The sequence below is a fragment of the Pontibacter anaerobius genome, from assembly GCF_026241195.1.
Classification (GTDB): Bacteria; Bacteroidota; Bacteroidia; order Cytophagales; family Hymenobacteraceae; genus Pontibacter; species Pontibacter anaerobius.
Genome location: NZ_JAPFQO010000001.1, coordinates 77,355 through 94,257, shown reverse-complemented (window position 1 = coordinate 94,257; position 16,903 = coordinate 77,355). Strand labels below are relative to the sequence as shown.

Genomic DNA, 16,903 nt, shown 5'->3' with positions numbered 1-16,903 from the left:
GGCCCTAACACTGTTGCTCTCTTGCACATCAAAAAGACATCACCCGTGTTCAAGAGACTCTTTATTTATGCTTTGCTGCTCGGCACCCTGCTGAGCCATGCTTCCTGCGACAAAGAAGCCACAGCCGCTGCGCCTGCCGTAGTGGAGGCACCGGCAGCCAAAGACCTGTATGTATCGTCGGAACTGCTGCTGAGCGTGCCAAAAGAACTGCTGCAGCAGATGGCCGCCACACAGGGCTACAGCAGCTACGGCAACGAGATAAAGTATGGCGTATCGGTTTACAAGCTGGTCTACACCACCACATACCAGGAGCGCGAGATTCAGGCCTCGGGATTAGTGTGCGTGCCGCAGAACATGACAACACCTGCTCCGGTCATCAGTGCCCAGCATGGTACTATCTTTACGGAGAAAGACGCGCCCTCCAATTTCGAGGGGCTTTCCGGTTTTGAGCTGTTTGCCTCGGCTGGCTACGTTACCCTCATCCCAGACTACATTGGTTTTGGGGCCTCTAAGGATATTTTTCACCCGTACTACGACCAGCAGCACTCTGCCATGGCCGTGGTTGACCTGATAAAAGCAGCTAAAACCCTTTATGAGAAGGAGAAGGTTACCGTAAGTGATAAACTGTTTCTGGTGGGCTACTCGGAAGGCGGCTATGTAACGCTGGCCGCGCAGAAAGAGATCGAGACAAACCCGGCGCATGGCCTGAAGGTAACGGCATCGGCGGCAGGCGCGGGCGGTTATAATTTGGAAGAGATGCTCGGTGGCATTAAAACCGGGCAAGCATACCCTTATCCGGCGTACCTGGCCTATGTGCTGCAGTCTTACAACCACACCAACAACTGGAACCGGTCGCTTTCGGAGTTCTTTCAGGAGCCTTACGCAAGTAGACTGCCTGCACTTTTTGATGGCAGCAAGAGCGGCAGCACTATTAACCGCGAGCTCACCACAGACCCTAAAAAGCTTTTTAACCCGGAGTTTTTTGCTGACCTGCAGCAGGACGACGAAGAGCAGCAACTAAAGCAGGCGCTCAAAGCCAACAGCTTCCACGATTGGGTGCCGCAAAGCCCTACCCGCCTCTACCACGGCACCTCCGACAACATTGTGCCATTCAGCAATTCTGAGAAAACCTACGAGCGCTTTCAGACAGGGGGCGCCAAACAACTAGCGTTTATACCTATCCAAGGCAAAGGCCACGGCTCCGCCTTTGTGCCGATGCTGCACTCGCTGGTGCCCTGGATACAGGAGTTTTAAGGAGAACCTTCTTTATGCTAGTGCGAGCTTGCAGCTCGCACTAGCATAAAGGGGACATTGTCAGCCAACAACTGTGGATAACATCGCTTATCAACAAAGTTGCTAACATTTTTAGCCAGAAACCTAAATATTTTAGCTCACACTATTAATAAAGTATAATTAGAACCGGCCGCCTACCACCACCTTCTCCTTAAACTCGCTTTTCTCCCCGTTCAGGCCAAACAGCTCAATGTAAAACAAATAGTACCCGATATTAGCTTTGGCACCATCATCGCGCAGGCCATCCCAGCGGAAGAAGCCGTTGGCTTCCAACAGCTCGTTGCGCACCAGCTTGCGAATCTCGCGGCCCTGTGCATCAAACACGGTGATGTTGGCCACCAACCCGGCTTTGTCGGTGCGGTAATTGATGGTGGCGAAGTCCTCGTAGCCATCGCTATCCGGGGAGAAAACCTTTGGCGAAATCTCGAAAACCCGCTGCGCCTGCACCCCCTCCTGCGACTGCGAGTTCCTGTACCCCGGCGTGGCAAAAACCGTGGTAGCCGCCGAATGGAAATTGCCGGCTATACTTGGCCCCTCCAGCCGCACCCGCTCCAATGACACGCCGTTCACGTCGTCAATAAGCTCAAAATGCATGTTTTCGTCATAGCTGAACCTGTCTGCCACCGCGCCGTCCGGCTGCTGCACCACCACCTTGCCCGCATCGTCGGGGTAACTGGGCAGGCTGCTCATCCTGATAAAGGTTTCCTGCCGGGCCTGTGGGTAGTTTTGCTTGATGTTGTCGGGGTTGGAGGTGAGCACCACGTATTGCCCCGGCGCCAGCACGTAGTTGGCTGTGCTTATACTTTTGAGGTTGCTGATGGTGTCGCCGGAGGTGTTGGCCAGCTTCCAGCCTTTCAGGTTGAGGTATTTGTCGCTGCGGTTCACCAGCTCCACAAAATCGGCGCCGCCGGTTCGGGGGTTAAAGAGTATCTCGTTGATCACCACATCGCCGGGCGCAGGCGCAGAGGGCAAGGCAAAAGTATAGCTCAGAGGCTGCGGATTGGTGTTGCCAGCGCAGTCGGTTATACTTGTGGCGTTTAACGTATACTCCTGCCGCTCCTGCAGCTGCTCACCAAGTATAAGAATAACCTCCATGAACAGCGGCCCCTGCACTTGCGCCTGCTTTATACTTATACCTGGGCTGATGCTGTAGCTGGCTATACTTGTCGCCTGTGTGCTATCCAGTCGCTCGTTAAAGCGCAGCAGCAGTTTATCTGGTGCTGTGGCTGTAACATCTAAAAGTATGGGTGGCGAGTTGTCGGGGTTAGAGGCGGCTACGGAGTTGGGCTGCGCCGGTGTGCCACCCCGCGAATCTTCGGCGGCTGTCCAGTTCTCCACGCCACCGCAAGGGTTTAGCACGTCAATCATCTCCAGACTCCAGCCCCCCTCGCGTTTGCTGTTGTCTTTGTACCAGTTGTCAGCATAACTAACTGCGTAGATAAGTTTACCGCTTGGCTGACGTAGCTGCAGCAGTTCGCCGCCGTTGTTCAGGCCCGGAAAGTTGCTGATGCCGATCACTTTTCCGTACCCGCTGAAGTTCTGCACCTGGCTGTTTGGCACCACCACGGCATACTCCTGCGGCGGCAGCTGCGCATCCGGGAACGTGGCGGTGGAGGTGTTGTCGGAGTAGCGGATGCCCTGCAGTTTCAGCACTTTGTTGGTGGGGTTGTAGAGCTCGATGTACTCCTGCGCCGGCAGCCCCACCACCGGACTCTCATCGGCCATAATCTCGGTGATCAACAACTCGTTATAGTCTGGCACCACAGCTGGCGGTATAAAACTGAAGTCAGAAAGTAGAGGTGCCGGAACCGTGTTGCCGTACAGGTCTTGCAGGTTAGCTATACTTAACTCATTGGTTCCGCTCCGGAAACCCTGACTAAACACCAGCCGCACTTTTTCAGGCTCCACCAACTCAGCTATCAGCGGGTTTATACTTCTATTTAAAGTATAATTACGGATACTTTGTGCCTGCTCCGGCTGCAGCGGCTCGTTAAACTGCAGCGTCAGCTCCTGCGGGTTTATGGTTTGCAGCTCCTGCAGCACCGGCGGCTGGGTGTCCGAAATCCTAAAATCATCAAAGTAGAATTTCTGACTGTTGGCCGAGCTATACTTCAGCAGCACCCCAAAGTATGACGAGCGGGTGTAGGTAGCATCAGTGGCGGTGCCTTGGCTCACGTAGCTTTCGCCGGTGCCGGTCACGTCTATACGTAGCTCCCAATCGTGGTTTATACTTCGGGTTACCCGCACGCGCACCACGTTGTTGCTGGTGGCCACGGTCTTGTTCTGCCCGTTGATGATGATAGTGCCTGTTTTGCCTGCGTCTTTCCGATACAGACTTACCTCATCAGCGGTGTTACCGATGCGCACAAAGTAGCCGCTGGTGCTGTTGCTTTTCAGGTCTTCGGAGTCGGAGGTGAGCCAAACATCGGCGTAGTTGCTGGAGGAGGTAGCCAGTTTCAGGTTCGTCCAGAACTCCCAGGTGGTACCTACTGCGGCCTGCGAAGGCGTGACCAAATGAAGTATAGCACCCGTTACCGCTGGCCCGCTGCTCTGCAGTTGGCTCTGGGAGTTGATGATAAAGCTACCTGTGTCGCCGGACCAGGCAGGGTTTTGGGTGAAGTTGCCGTCGGAGAAGCTATCTTGCAGTTGACTTTGGGCCAGAAGCGGAACTAGCAGCAGTATAAGGAGTAAAGTTTGTTTCATGGGCAGATATTGTGATGAAAACTTACGAACTTCGCGGCTGCGTGTGGGCAAACGCAAAGACGCTCACAGGTCTGCAAGACGCTGTGAGGTCGGGTACAATGCAACCGCTTTCGTGAATTTCAGAACTTTTACGGGAGCCGGAGGCGTTAGTTAGAGAATGGATTTTGAAGGAGTGGGTAAGTTATAATCCTGTTCATCCTGAGAATCCTGATTCAGACAAATTAAACCATTAAATATATCCTTAAATGAAAGTAGCAGTAGTAGGCGCCACTGGATTGGTGGGCGGCGAAATTTTGAAAGTACTGGCGGAGCGCGACTTCCCGGTGACAGAGTTGTTGTTGGTTGCTTCTGAGAAGTCTGTTGGTAAACAGATGGAGTTTAAGGGTAAACAGGTAAAGGTTATCGGGATGCAGGACGCGATTGCGGCTGCCCCGCAAATTGCTATTTTCTCAGCCGGCGGCAGCACCTCTACCGAGTGGGCTCCTAAGTTTGCCGAAGCAGGCACGGTGGTGGTAGACAACTCCTCGGCCTGGCGCATGGACCCTACCAAAAAGCTGGTGGTGCCGGAGATTAATGCCAAAGAACTGACAAAAGAAGATAAGATCATCGCCAACCCGAACTGCTCTACCATCCAGATGGTGGTAGCCCTGAATAAGCTGCACGAAGAACTGCACATGAAGCGAATCGTGGTAAGTACCTACCAGTCGGTAACAGGTACGGGCGTAAAGGCTGTTGAGCAGCTGATGAACGAGCGTGAAGGCAAGGAGGGCGAGAAGGCTTACCCTTACACCATCGACCTGAACGTGCTGCCGCACATCGACGTGTTCCAGGACAACGGCTATACCAAAGAGGAGATGAAGATGATCCTCGAAACCAAGAAGATCATGGGCGACGACTCTATCCGGGTAACGGCGACGGCGGTTCGCATACCGGTGATGGGCGGCCACTCAGAGTCAGTGAACGTGGAGTTTGAGAAGGACTTTACATTGGACCAGGTATACCGCATCCTCGGCGAGACTGAAGGCGTGAAGGTAGTAGACGACGTAAAGAACCTGGCTTACCCGATGCCAAAAGATGCCCACGGAAAAGACGAAGTGCTGGTAGGCCGCGTACGCCTGGATGAAACCCAGCCGCGCACGCTAAACATGTGGATCGTAGCAGATAACCTGCGCAAAGGCGCCGCGACCAATGCCGTGCAGATTGCCGAGTACCTGGCGAAGCACGAGTTGGTGTAGTTTCTTTGCGACACTCGTAGCACGTATCAAGTAGCACGACAAAGTATAAATGGCTGTTCTCCCGGACTTCCCAGTCCGGAAGCTATCTGACGGGGACTTCTTAGTCCCCGTTTATTATTTAGGTTGGGTTGGGTTACGTCCGCAGCAGATTAGTTTTGGATTTGGAAGTATGGAACTGCGGGAGCGAGATAGCAGAACTAATAAATAATTATCTTTATATTCAAAGCTTAGTAAACAACACCTTACATGAAAACAACTATACTATTTTCGCTATTCCTAATCCTTAACTTCACCGCTTTAGCACAAGATGACCAATTGTCCGATGATTTGAAGCAGCTGTATCAACAAGAGCAATTCGACAAGATAATTTTGCTACACTCTGACAAAGCAGAAGTCTACTCTGCGAAAGCTGTCTATTATATAGGGTTAGCATACTATATGAAGGAGGATGATGTTAATTGCATCAATATGATGGACTTGGCAATTAACAAAGACTCTCAAACTCCTCACCCCTTCTATATTAAAGGGAAAACATTACAGTATCTTGGGGATCATGACCAAGCTATCAAAAATCTTAATGCAGCTCTGAAACTAGCTCCCGAAAATGGAGAATTCTATAGTGCTTTAGGCGATTCATACTTTGAAGTTGGCAAATTAGACAAAGCTCTTGAGGCATATACTTTGTCTACGAAGCAGAAAGACGCACCTGACAGAGCATATGTAATGATACCACAGGTCTACAGCGATAAAGGAAATACAGAAGAAGCTCTTACTGCATTCTATAATGCAAAAGACAAAGTATCAAAAGAAAGTAGCTCTTACATTACTGTTCTCTATAATATTGGCTTAATGGAATCATTAAAGGGTAACTATGATAAAGCTGAGCCTATCTTCAAAGAACTACTTACTATTGATCCTGCTGACTATCAAACATATGCCAAGTTAATACAGATCTATTTTGCTAAAAAAGAATATGCCAAAGCTGCACCTTTAAGAGAAAAACTTTATGCAGCCAAAACCAAGGGCTTGCTTCTGGATAATCTAGAAGAGATGTTCTGCTTTGATCAATTTAAGTGGAACGACAAGCTTATACAGGTCTTCGAAAGATATGACGAGCCTAAAGGAAAAATCTATTATAAGCACATCTTTCATGTAATTAATAAGGCTGGATATATTGAATACAGTATACAAACAGAAAACTCTCCAATATCAATTGAGCAGGGCGGCCCTCAGTATCTGATTGGCATGAGAAAAGATAATAGCCACTATACTTTCAACGTAGGCTTCAACTCAAATCCTGATTATGATAACCTAAAACGAACAGTTATAGAAGTGTTAGACGGCAAAATCAAACCTACGGCATCTAGTAAACGATCTGAATAAGAGTTCCCAATGCTTCTAACGCTCAACCCCTACATACCGCAAGTTTAGCTCAGCGCAACCTGTGGCTACCTGATGAAGCTTGCCATCTGCCGGATGCGGATCAAAGTATAAACCTGTTAAAGTATACTTTTCTGCATTTGTGTATTTTTTTACTATATTTAATTATCAGAATATAGTAGCTGCTCACAGAATTAACCTATCTGGTTTATTTTAATGCAGTTAAGAGGTGCAGATAAAACATCAGGAAACCCGTTACGAATTAATTGCTATGGAACTTATCACCCCTGGAATCGGACTAATCTTCTGGCAACTCATGACCATCCTATCCATACCTTGCTTTATGGTGGCGTGGCTGCTGGTGCTGTTTACAAACAAACTGAATCCTGATCAGAAGATAGTTTGGTTGGTTAGTACGCTGTTTCTCCCTGTTATTGGCCCGCTGATCTTCTTTGTTAAGTATCCCTTCTTCAAAAAGGCGAACGCCTAGGCGCCCCTCCCTCCTAAAAGCCCAGGCTTTATCCTTATCCCCTGCAAGCTCGTAGTAAGGCATGAACCAAAACATGCAAGCTATGAACTACTATTTCAACAAAACACTGAAAGGCAAGAGCTTCGACGAAGCCGTGGAGCAAGTTACAGCTGAACTGAAAAAAGAAGGTTTCGGGGTACTGACGGAGATCGACGTAAAAGAGACGCTGAAGAAGAAGATTGACATTGATTTCAAGAAGTATAAAATCCTGGGAGCCTGCAACCCGCACTTTGCCCACAAAGCCCTGCAGAGCGAGGACAAGATCGGCGTTTTCCTGCCTTGCAACGTGGTGGTGGAGGAAAATGAGAACGGGGATGTGGAAGTGTCTGCCGTGGACCCGATCGCCTCTATGGCCGCAGCCAAAAACGATGCCCTGGAAGGTATAGCCAAGGAGGTGCAGCAAAAGCTGAAGCAGGTGATTGATAACCTGAATTAAACCGAAGACAAGTATAAAATTCTGCCCTCTTTAAGGCTGCTAAAGCATTTTGTAATGGCCATCCAAAATATCCATACCCATAGGCTTATACTAATACCTTTCACCCTTAACGTTGCCAAAGCCCTTTTAGACGGCGGTACAAGTATACTGGCGCAGCTTGGGCTACAGCCAACACCTTACTGGCCCGACCAGGAGGCAAGAGAGACTTTACCCAAAATCATCAGAAACCTGGAGTTGGTGCCAGCCCCTACCGGGTTTGAATCCTGGATGGTGGTGCAGAAAAGCAGCATGACCGTGATTGGCGATGCAGGCTTTAAAGGCACGCCTAACGCTGAGGGCGAAGTGGACATTGGCTACGCCATTATTGCACAAGAGCAGCAGAAAGGCTATGGTTTGGAGGTAGCACAGGGCTTATCAGCATGGGCTTTGGCACAGCCGGGCGTAAGCGTTATTACAGCAAAGTGCCTGATCCACAATACCGCCTCAGCCAAAATACTGAAGAAACTGGGTATGCAAGAGGCAGGCCGCAGCGACGAAATGATACACTGGGAGCTACCCCACCCAAACCTACACCTAAGTATGAGAATGGGGTAAAACAACAAAGCCGGCGTTCAGCCGGCTTTGTTGTTTATTCTGTCCCTACAGCTTCTCCTTCAGGGCATTTATACTCCATCAGCAGCCGGATATTCTCCACGCACTGCACCGGTATAAAAGTATAGACCTCCTGTTGCGCATCGCAATACTTAAAGCTGGCAAACTCGGAGCGGTTTCTGGGGTAAATCCACTTGTCGCCCTCGCAGCCATACACAAACAGCGGAAAATCCTTGTAATAATAGTCTACATAAGACACCACTTCCTCGCCCTTCACAAACAGCAGGCGGCGGTGATCCTCGGGCACCTCATCGCCCTCCCATGCAAAGCCTATTGCATCGCTGATGGCTTTCTCATCTTCGTTTGGCTGAAAGAAGTACATCATGTCCCAGTCAAAGTCGGTGAGCTCGGCCACCTGAATGGTTTTGTAGCCTTCCGGCCCGGCCTCCCCCTCTGTCACGGCGACTTTCAGTTTCTCGTTCAGGGCGGTGTTACTGCCGTTGCAGCCAGCCAGCCAGAGCAGTGCCAGCAGTGCCCAGGTATATCTTTTCATCAAGTTAAAACTATTTATACTTTGTACAGATGAAGGTACGGCTTTCGGCTATACCTTACAAACCCGGCAGACTACGGCTAGCTTTTATACTCCTGCGCCAGTTCCTCCCGCTCCTTAGACTGCCGCCCGAATACCTTGGCCACCCACTTCGGCAGGAACACAGAGCCCAGGACCAGGTACGGGTAATAGGTAATCAGGCGGTACAGCACCACCACCACGCTGGCGAAACCTCCCAGGAACAGGCCAAAGAAGCTCGGGAAAGCCATCTCCACGATACCCGCCCCGCCCGGCGTAATGGCAATCAGCATCACGATCCAGAAAATAAGGTTGCGGGAAATGATGAGGGCGTGCTCGGCCAGGGTAACATCGGTAAAGGCCGCGATCAGGCAGTTAAGCAGGAAATAGCGCGCGCTCCACACAAAGACGGTGGACAGCACGGCGCGGGCCCAGTAGTTAAAGTCCTTGCCTTTTAGCTGCTCGGATGCCCAGATAATCTCGTTACCATGCTGAAACGCGTTAACGCGCCACTTGCGCAGGAAGCTGATGGAGGTGATCTTCAGCAGCAGCCATTTAAACGCGCGGGGCCGCACAAACAGCGCATAGATCATCACGAAAGTATACACCGCGATCAGCCCGTAGCTAATGTAAAAGGCTGATTTTAGCTTGGCCACGTCCGATGGGGCGAGGTTGAAGGTGGGGAACACCTCCCCTTGCGTAAGCAGCAGCGCGATAGGCGCGGCCACGATAAAGAACATGTTATCCAGCACGGCCGTCAGCATGACATAGGCCAGCGACTTGCCCAGCGGTATGCCTTCCTTGTTCAGGATGATGGTGGCCACCGTGGTGCCGCCCACCACGGAGGGCGTAACGGCCGAGGCGAACTCCCAGAGCATGATCACGTCCAGGCTGTTGCGCCAGGTCAGGAACTTATCGGTAAGCGAGCGGATGCGGTACATGTAGCCGGCATCGCGCACCACCAGCACCACCAGCGCCGCCACCAGCCACCACATGTTGGCCTGGGCTATCCCTTTCAGCTCGCCTAGCTTATCGTCCTTTATAAAGAGCCATGCCGTGGCGGCAAGGCCCAGCAGCACGGGTATCAGCACCTTTACCGGGCTAAAGCTCTTAAGTATCGTTTTCTTGTTCTGGTCCATCTAAAGTGGTGATCTGCCTTCTGAAACGGCGCTCTGCCAAGGCATACGTAAAGCTATGAACAATTTAAGGACTACGCCTATACTTTGGCAGAGTTAGTGGTCTTTAGACTATTCTACCAGCAGCTGCGTTACCTGGGTGGCCTGTCCTTCGGCCTCGGTAATGATAAAGTCGTTAAAGCCCTCGCCTACTTCCAGCCCGATCAGGTTCAGCTGCAGCATGTCCAGGATGGCCAGGAAATTGAAGATCATGCCGATCTTGTCCGGGAACTCCTCTATCAGTTTAGAGAAAGCCACCCGGTTGCGCTCTTTCACCATACCCAGGATAATGTCGCGCTGCCCCTCAATGGTGTACGCATATTGTATAACCGTGTGCTTGGGCCTGTTCTGCTCTTCCTCGAAGCGGGTCATCACCTTCTCGAACACCCGCATGATCTTGTAGAGGCTCAGGTCCTGCAACTCATACTCGAAATGGTTGGCGTTGGCTATCTGCTGCAGCTCGTGGTGTATGTTGCCCCGGTTCTCCTGTGCCATACGCTGGTCCTCCAGGTGCGACAGGTCCGGCACGGCGCTTTTATACCTTTTATACTCCAGCAGGTGCTGCACCAGCTCCTCGCGCGGGTCAATCTCGTTGCCTTCTTCGTCCTTCTCAACACGCGGCAGCAGCATTTTGGCCTTAATGCGCATCAGGGTGGCGGCGGTAAGTATAAAGTCGCTGGCCACCTCAATGTTCAGTTGCTCCAGTTGCTGCAGGTAGCCCACAAACTCATTCGTGATCTGGAAGATCGGAATGTCATGTATGTCAAGCTCATCGCGCTCAATAAAGAAGAGCAACAGGTCGAACGGACCCTCAAACAACGGTAATCTAATCTCGAAACTCACCTTATCAACTCATTTTGGGGCGCGTGTGGCTGCGCAGGTGGCAAAAATAAACATTTTCAGCGGATTGAGAACTGCCGCTTCACTGCTTCAACCTAAACAGCCGGGGCATGGTTCACAACCATTTAGCATCAGCCGGGTATACAGCAAAACACCAGGCCGGTGCAGCGGCAGCAGTTTTATACTATTGTGCCTCCACTGCCTTTAGCAGGCTTACATATACTATTTCATATATAAACCGTACACATGTTCTGCCAGATTAAGTGGCGGCTTGTGTTTTATTATTTACTAACTTTACGATTTGGAAGAAAAGGTACAGTGTGTGCTTTTTAAACTTTAGCCCATTTTTTTTGTTAGGGGTCTATAAGGATAACACTATGATAATCAAACCCGGAGAACTGCTTACCTCCATCAATTCGCCTGCCGACCTGCGTAACCTGAAGCCGGACCAACTGCTGCAGGTAACACAGGAACTTAGGCAGTACATCATTGATGTCGTATCGATCCACGGTGGCCATTTCGGGGCCAGCCTGGGTGTGGTGGAGCTTACCACAGCGCTACACTACGTGTTTAACACGCCTTACGACCAACTGGTGTGGGATGTGGGGCACCAGGCGTACGGGCATAAGATACTGACCGGCCGCCGCGACGTGTTCCATACCAACCGCAAGTATGGCGGCATCTCCGGCTTCCCGAAGCGTAAAGAAAGCGAGTACGATACCTTTGGCGTAGGCCACTCCAGCACCTCTATTTCGGCGGCACTGGGCATGGCCGTGGCCTCTAAGTATAAAGGCGAGGACAAGCGCCAGCACATTGCCGTGATCGGCGACGGTGCCATGACGGGCGGTATGGCTTTTGAGGCCCTGAACCACGGGGGCGTGGCCAATGCCAACCTGCTGGTGGTGCTCAACGACAACTGCATGAGCATCGACCCGAACGTGGGCGCCCTGAAAGAATATCTAACAGACATCACCACCTCCCGCACCTACAACAAAGTGCGCGACGAGGTGTGGAAGATCCTGGGCAAGATCAGCAAGTTTGGTCCGGATGCCCGCACCATTGTCTCCAAAATCGAGAGCGGCGTGAAAGCGGCCATCCTGAAGCAGAGTAACCTGTTTGAGGGACTGAACTTCCGCTACTTCGGCCCGATAGACGGCCACGACATCAACCACCTGGTATCGGTAATGGAAGACCTGAAGCATATTCCGGGTCCGAAGATTCTGCATGTGCTTACCACCAAAGGCAAAGGCTTTGCGCTGGCCGAAAAAGACCAGACCAAATGGCACGCGCCTGGTTTGTTCGATAAGATCACAGGAGAGATCTATAAAACAGTTCCGGAAAAGCCACAGCCTCCAAAGTACCAAGATGTATTCGGGCATACAATGGTAGAGCTGGCCGAGCAGAACGAGAAAATTATGGGCGTAACGCCTGCCATGCCGTCTGGTTGCTCGCTTAACATTATGATGAAGGCCATGCCCGACCGCGCCTTTGACGTGGGCATTGCCGAGCAGCATGCGGTTACTTTCTCCGCTGGCCTGGCCACGCAGGGTATGGTGCCGTTCTGCAATATCTATAGCACCTTTATGCAGCGTGCCTACGACCAGGTGCTGCACGATGTGTGCCTTCAGAACCTAAACGTGGTATTCTGCCTCGACAGAGCCGGTTTTGCCGGAGCCGACGGCCCTACGCACCACGGCGCCTACGACATTGCCTACATGCGCTGCATCCCGAACATGGTGGTAGCCGCCCCGATGAACGAGCAGGAGCTGCGCAATATGATGTATACCGCCTCGCAAGAGGATATGGGTCCGTTCACGATCCGATACCCGCGCGGCGAGGGTGTGATGCCACAGTGGCGCACGCCGTTGGAGCTGCAGCAGGTAGGCAAGGGCCGCACCATTCAGGAAGGCGAAGAGGTAGCCATACTTACTTTCGGCCACGTGGGCAACTACGCCGTGGATATTTGCCAGAAACTGGCGCTAGACGGCATCACGCCGGGCCATTACGACATGCGCTACACCAAGCCACTGGACGCTGAGCTGCTGCACCACATCTTCTCGAAGTATGACAAAGTAGTGACTGTGGAGGACGGTTGTCTGCAAGGCGGTTTCGGAAGCGCGGTGCTGGAGTTTATGGTAGACAACGGCTATACCTGCCAGGTGAAGCGCCTCGGCATTCCGGACGCTATCTTCGAGCACGGTTCCCAGCTGGAGCTGCAGCACGAGGCTGGCTTCGCCCCTATCGACATCGAAAACGCCGTCCGCGAACTGGTGGGCGTGCCGGTTAAAGTATAAAGCAGGATAAAATTCCAGAGCAAAGCCCCGCAGTTTTATAGCTGCGGGGCTTTTTTTGTCTGAATCAGGATTTTCAGGATTTTAGGATTGACAGGATTTTGGCCCAAGTCAAAGGAATTGAATTTCTACTGCTACCCATAGCACCGGGTCCAACTACCCCTGCCCCTCCTGGGGGTGTAGGGGCCCCCTTTAGAGGCCAAGGAGGGGAGCTTTTTTACTTACTAATTCCGCTATTTTGTGTTTAACTGTATTTACACTTTTTTATTAACAGGAAGTGGCAATACATAATCGCAGATACTTAACAGAACACCGCCGAGAATTGAGAAGCAGTTTAACGCCTGCCGAAGCTGAGCTGTGGAAACACTTGAAAAGCGGAAACCTGAATGGCAAAAAATTCAGGCGGCAACATAGCGTCGAAAATTACATTCTTGATTTTTACTATCCCTCAGAGCAATTAGCTGTTGAACTAGATGGGCAGGTGCATAACAGCATTGTGGCAGAACATGCTGATCGGGAACGAGACCGACACCTAAGCAACCTAAATATCAGAGTACTCCGCTTTGAGAACAGAGATGTTTTCGAAAATTTGGAAGCCGTGCTACAAGAAATAAGCAGCAACTTTAAGAGGTAGGAAGCTCCCCTCCTTGGCTAAGGAGGGGCAGGGGTGGTTGGATCCAATACAGCAACTATTGCGTATTCACTATCTTTGTTACCAGCACTATCCATGAACCTATGAAAAACACCTACACCGACCACGGCTCCGGCGACACACTTGTTTTCCTGCACGGCTTCTGCGAGAGCAAGCAAGTATGGGCGGAGTTTACCAAGCCCCTGCAGCAGAAGTTCCGCACCATTGCCCTGGACCTGCCTGGCTTCGGCGACAACACCCACAACATCAGCAGCTACAGCATGGAAAGTATGGCTGACTACGTGAAGCACACCCTGGAGGAACTGAACGTGCGCCGCTGCATTTTGGTGGGCCACTCGATGGGCGGCTACGCAAGTATGGCCTTTGCCAAGAAATACGGGAACATGCTGCAGGGCCTCTGCCTTTTCCACTCCTCCGCCCTCCCCGACACCGACGAGAAAAAGGAGAACCGCGATAAAAGCATCGATTACGTGGAGCGCCATGGGGTAATCAACTTCATTAACCCTTTTGTGGAGCCACTTTTCTTTAAAGGCAACCGGGATTGGCTGACGCAGGAGATCGAGATGATGAAGGAGATTGGCCGTGCCACCCCACAGGAGAGCGTAACCGGTGCCCTGGCCGCCATGCGCGACCGCCCCGACCGCACCGATGTGCTGAAAAAAGCAACTTTTCCTGTTCTGTTTATCTTTGGCAAGGAGGATGGGGCCGTGCCGCTGGAGAAGGCGCTGGAGCAGTGCCACCTACCCGGCAACAGCATGGTGTACTTCCTGGAGAAGACCGGCCACATGGGCATGTTTGAGCGCCCCTACGAAACCCGGAAAGCCATAGAGAAATTCGCCGAGACGATCTTTGGGTAAAGCAAGGTAGAAAGTTAAGGGGTTGCGTAACTAGTGGTGAAGTATGATAGCAGCTGCAAAGGCTGAGTTTATACTATATAGTTCGGCAAAGTATAACCCACCCCCACCCCTCCAAGGAGGGGAATTATACCTGCTTTTAACTTTCTAACTCCTCAACCTTCTACCTTCCTGAACTGCTCCGGGGTTTTGCCGCTGTACTTCTTAAAGAAGCGGGAGAAGTAGGAATTGTCGTCGAAATGAAGCTTGTAGGCTATTTCTTTGATGGAGAGCGTGGAATGCAGTAACAAGCGCTGCGCCTCCACGATCACGCGCTCATGGATGAGCTGGCTGGCTGTTTTACCCACTGTTGATTTGCAGAGTACGTTGAGGTGGTTCGGCGTGATGTGCAGCATGTCGGCATAGTCTTTCACCTCGCGCTTTTGCAGGAAATGCTGGTTCAGTAATAACTCAAACTCCCGTACTTTGGCCACGGCTCCCGGTGCTTTATCCTGAAACGTTTCGGAGCGGTACAGGCGGGCGGCGTTTTCGAGCGTGATGTGCAGGTACGACAGCAGCACCTCGTTGCGGTGTGGCAACTGCCTTTCATACTCATGGTACATGCAGTTCATCAGGTCTGGCCAGAAATCATCTGCAGGCAAGGCTAACAGCGGCTTGTGCTGCTGGCTGTGGAAGAATGGGTACTGGTACAGCCGCTGGGGGTAATGCTGCAGAAAGAAGTTGGCCTCAAAGAAAACAGAAATGCCTTTTATATCCGGCGAGAGGTTCCAGCTGTGCACCTGGCCCGGCGTGAGAAAAAACAGCTGCGGCGGCTCGATCTGGTGCGTCACGAAATCAATGGTATGCGTACCGGTGCCTTCCGTTACCATCATCACCAGGTAAAAAGTATGGCTGTGCGGTTTGTCGATGTTCTCGAACTGCTTTACCAGCGTCTCCAAGCGCGTCATGTAAAACACGTTGTCGCGCTCCTTCTCCTCGCTCGGAAACTCCTCGATACAATAAACCGGAAACTGCTTCTGCTTCATAGGTTGTGCCGCCTGAAGCACGAAGGTACAAGTATACTTTTTAACCTGCCAGCCTGTGACTATACTTCAAAAGCAAAATGTATCTTTATACTTCACCTGTTGCTAACCATGACACAGCCTTCCGCCATACTTGCGCCCACACCTGCCCGTATCCTGCCTGTCATCGTGTTCTCGCAGTTTGCGGGCACCTCGCTTTGGTTTGCGGGCAATGCCGTGCTGCCGGAGCTGCAGGCTTCGCTGGGCTTGCGGCAGGAGGCTTTGGGTTTGCTTACCTCGTCTGTTCAGCTCGGGTTTATACTTGGCACACTTTGCTTTGCCTTCCTCTCACTCGCCGACAGGGTTTCGCCGCGCCTGCTGTTTCTGCTGTGCTCGCTGCTGGGGGCTTTGGCTAACGCGCTGGTGCTTTTTGCTGCCACAAGTATAACGGTCGTGCTTTTGCTGCGCGGCATCACGGGTTTTCTGCTGGCCGGCATCTACCCGGTGGGCATGAAGATAGCAGCCAGCTGGTACAGCGGCAAGCTGGGTAAAGCCATCGGTTACCTGGTGGGGGCGCTGGTGCTGGGCACGGCTTTCCCACACCTGCTGCGGGGGCTCGGTGCAGCACTGCCCTGGCAAACTATGCTGCTGGCGGTAAGTATACTGGCCGCTGCCGGTGGGCTGCTTATGTACCTGTTCGTGCCGGACGGACCATACTTAGCCAAAGGTGCCAGGTTTGAGGTAAGCAACATGTTGCGGGTGTTCCGGGTACGGGAGCTGCGGGCGGCTGCCTTCGGGTACTTTGGGCATATGTGGGAGCTGTACACGCTGTGGGCTTTTGTGCCTTTTATACTTGCTTATGCCTATCCGGAGTGGCCGCAGGGGCAGCTGTCGGTGTACAGTTTTGCCGTGATTGCCGCAGGGGCGGTGGGTTGTATAGCGGGTGGATATGCCTCACAGCGCTGGGGCAGCGCCCGAGTGGCTTTTGTGCAGCTGCTGTTGTCGGGGCTTTGTTGTATAGGGAGTGTTTGGATGCTGCAGCTACCTACGCTGCTCCTGCCCTTCCTGCTGTTTTGGGGCGTGGTGGTGGCCGGCGACTCGCCACAGTTCTCCGCGTTAACGGCGCGCACGGCACCGCCTCAGCTGGTGGGCACGGCGCTCACGGTAGTTACCTCTATCGGCTTCGCCATCACCATCCTCAGCATACAACTAACTGGTTACCTGCTTACGGCAATACCCGTGCAGTGGGTATTTATACTTTTGGCGGTCGGCCCCTTGGTAGGTTTGCTCTCGATGCGGCCCTTGCTGAGAGCCTAACCGCATTTCATCAACAGTTGGCATGTAATGCCTCATAA

15 protein-coding genes are annotated in these 16,903 nt (G+C 52.0%); 10 read left to right on the top strand and 5 right to left on the bottom strand.

What is annotated here, in order from left to right:
- The first annotated feature begins 45 nt into the window (after window positions 1-45).
- Window positions 46-1,254, top strand: a complete 1,209-nt coding sequence (locus OO017_RS00440) for an alpha/beta fold hydrolase (RefSeq protein ID WP_266050471.1) — start codon at window positions 46-48, stop codon at window positions 1,252-1,254.
- A 159-nt stretch (window positions 1,255-1,413) separates the two neighbouring features.
- Here OO017_RS00440 and OO017_RS00435 read toward each other — a convergent pair whose 3' ends face one another.
- Window positions 1,414-3,996 carry a lamin tail domain-containing protein gene (locus OO017_RS00435; RefSeq protein WP_266050470.1) on the bottom strand — a complete coding sequence of 861 codons (2,583 nt, stop codon included), beginning with the start codon at window positions 3,994-3,996 and terminating at the stop codon, window positions 1,414-1,416.
- 245 nt (window positions 3,997-4,241) lie between these two features.
- Here OO017_RS00435 and OO017_RS00430 point away from each other — a divergent pair, with 245 nt between their 5' ends.
- The 5 genes from OO017_RS00430 to OO017_RS00410 all read left to right on the top strand — a co-directional run bounded on the left by OO017_RS00430 (window position 4,242) and on the right by OO017_RS00410 (window position 8,170).
- Window positions 4,242-5,231, top strand: coding sequence for an aspartate-semialdehyde dehydrogenase (locus OO017_RS00430; RefSeq protein ID WP_266050469.1), 990 nt, complete (start codon window positions 4,242-4,244; stop codon window positions 5,229-5,231).
- A gap of 246 nt (window positions 5,232-5,477) precedes the next feature.
- Complete coding sequence (locus tag OO017_RS00425) at window positions 5,478-6,614, top strand: tetratricopeptide repeat protein (RefSeq protein ID WP_266050468.1); 1,137 nt, start codon at window positions 5,478-5,480, stop codon at window positions 6,612-6,614.
- Window positions 6,615-6,882: 268 nt separating this feature from the next.
- Entirely contained in the window at window positions 6,883-7,101 is a 219-nt protein-coding gene (locus OO017_RS00420) for a PLDc N-terminal domain-containing protein (protein ID WP_266050467.1), read from the top strand.
- 82 nt (window positions 7,102-7,183) lie between these two features.
- Window positions 7,184-7,576: a DUF302 domain-containing protein gene (locus tag OO017_RS00415; RefSeq protein ID WP_266050466.1), complete on the top strand. Its 393-nt coding sequence runs from the start codon at window positions 7,184-7,186 to the stop codon at window positions 7,574-7,576.
- Window positions 7,577-7,630: 54 nt separating this feature from the next.
- On the top strand, window positions 7,631-8,170 hold the full coding sequence (locus OO017_RS00410) for a GNAT family N-acetyltransferase (RefSeq protein WP_266050465.1): 540 nt from the start codon (window positions 7,631-7,633) through the stop codon (window positions 8,168-8,170).
- Between the two features lie 34 nt (window positions 8,171-8,204).
- Here OO017_RS00410 and OO017_RS00405 read toward each other — a convergent pair whose 3' ends face one another.
- The 3 genes from OO017_RS00405 to OO017_RS00395 form a co-directional block, all read right to left on the bottom strand.
- The gene (locus OO017_RS00405) at window positions 8,205-8,720 is read right to left on the bottom strand and encodes a hypothetical protein (RefSeq protein ID WP_266050464.1); all 516 of its coding nucleotides are present in this window, start codon (window positions 8,718-8,720) and stop codon (window positions 8,205-8,207) included.
- Between the two features lie 77 nt (window positions 8,721-8,797).
- Window positions 8,798-9,874 (bottom strand): lysylphosphatidylglycerol synthase transmembrane domain-containing protein, encoded by a 1,077-nt coding sequence (locus tag OO017_RS00400; protein WP_266050463.1) that lies wholly within the window; start codon window positions 9,872-9,874, stop codon window positions 8,798-8,800.
- 108 nt (window positions 9,875-9,982) lie between these two features.
- Window positions 9,983-10,753 (bottom strand): segregation and condensation protein A, encoded by a 771-nt coding sequence (locus OO017_RS00395; RefSeq protein ID WP_266050462.1) that lies wholly within the window; start codon window positions 10,751-10,753, stop codon window positions 9,983-9,985.
- Between the two features lie 374 nt (window positions 10,754-11,127).
- Here OO017_RS00395 and dxs point away from each other — a divergent pair, with 374 nt between their 5' ends.
- From dxs to OO017_RS00380, 3 genes are all read left to right on the top strand, one after another.
- Window positions 11,128-13,044, top strand: coding sequence for a 1-deoxy-D-xylulose-5-phosphate synthase (dxs, locus tag OO017_RS00390; protein WP_266050461.1), 1,917 nt, complete (start codon window positions 11,128-11,130; stop codon window positions 13,042-13,044).
- A gap of 274 nt (window positions 13,045-13,318) precedes the next feature.
- Complete coding sequence (locus OO017_RS00385) at window positions 13,319-13,675, top strand: endonuclease domain-containing protein (protein ID WP_266050460.1); 357 nt, start codon at window positions 13,319-13,321, stop codon at window positions 13,673-13,675.
- Between the two features lie 101 nt (window positions 13,676-13,776).
- Window positions 13,777-14,550 (top strand): alpha/beta fold hydrolase, encoded by a 774-nt coding sequence (locus OO017_RS00380; protein ID WP_266050459.1) that lies wholly within the window; start codon window positions 13,777-13,779, stop codon window positions 14,548-14,550.
- A 152-nt stretch (window positions 14,551-14,702) separates the two neighbouring features.
- On the opposite strand, the gene OO017_RS00375 is transcribed toward OO017_RS00380, so the two are convergent.
- Window positions 14,703-15,572: a helix-turn-helix domain-containing protein gene (locus OO017_RS00375; RefSeq protein ID WP_266050458.1), complete on the bottom strand. Its 870-nt coding sequence runs from the start codon at window positions 15,570-15,572 to the stop codon at window positions 14,703-14,705.
- A gap of 108 nt (window positions 15,573-15,680) precedes the next feature.
- Between OO017_RS00375 and OO017_RS00370 the strand changes: the two genes are divergently transcribed.
- Entirely contained in the window at window positions 15,681-16,865 is a 1,185-nt protein-coding gene (locus tag OO017_RS00370) for an MFS transporter (RefSeq protein ID WP_266050457.1), read from the top strand.
- Window positions 16,866-16,903 lie beyond the last annotated feature (38 nt).

Bases quoted from the DNA above. Each gene is read 5' to 3' on its own strand.
- OO017_RS00375 (WP_266050458.1), bottom strand. From the start codon at position 15,572: ATGAAGCAGAAGCAGTTTCCGGTTTATTGTATCGAGGAGTTTCCGAGC.
- OO017_RS00435 (WP_266050470.1), bottom strand. From the start codon at position 3,996: ATGAAACAAACTTTACTCCTTATACTGCTGCTAGTTCCGCTTCTGGCC.
- OO017_RS00405 (WP_266050464.1), bottom strand. From the start codon at position 8,720: ATGAAAAGATATACCTGGGCACTGCTGGCACTGCTCTGGCTGGCTGGC.
- OO017_RS00380 (WP_266050459.1), top strand. From the start codon at position 13,777: ATGAAAAACACCTACACCGACCACGGCTCCGGCGACACACTTGTTTTC.
- dxs (WP_266050461.1), top strand. From the start codon at position 11,128: ATGATAATCAAACCCGGAGAACTGCTTACCTCCATCAATTCGCCTGCC.
- OO017_RS00415 (WP_266050466.1), top strand. From the start codon at position 7,184: ATGAACTACTATTTCAACAAAACACTGAAAGGCAAGAGCTTCGACGAA.
- OO017_RS00410 (WP_266050465.1), top strand. From the start codon at position 7,631: ATGGCCATCCAAAATATCCATACCCATAGGCTTATACTAATACCTTTC.
- OO017_RS00400 (WP_266050463.1), bottom strand. From the start codon at position 9,874: ATGGACCAGAACAAGAAAACGATACTTAAGAGCTTTAGCCCGGTAAAG.
- OO017_RS00420 (WP_266050467.1), top strand. From the start codon at position 6,883: ATGGAACTTATCACCCCTGGAATCGGACTAATCTTCTGGCAACTCATG.
- OO017_RS00425 (WP_266050468.1), top strand. From the start codon at position 5,478: ATGAAAACAACTATACTATTTTCGCTATTCCTAATCCTTAACTTCACC.
- OO017_RS00370 (WP_266050457.1), top strand. From the start codon at position 15,681: ATGACACAGCCTTCCGCCATACTTGCGCCCACACCTGCCCGTATCCTG.
- OO017_RS00430 (WP_266050469.1), top strand. From the start codon at position 4,242: ATGAAAGTAGCAGTAGTAGGCGCCACTGGATTGGTGGGCGGCGAAATT.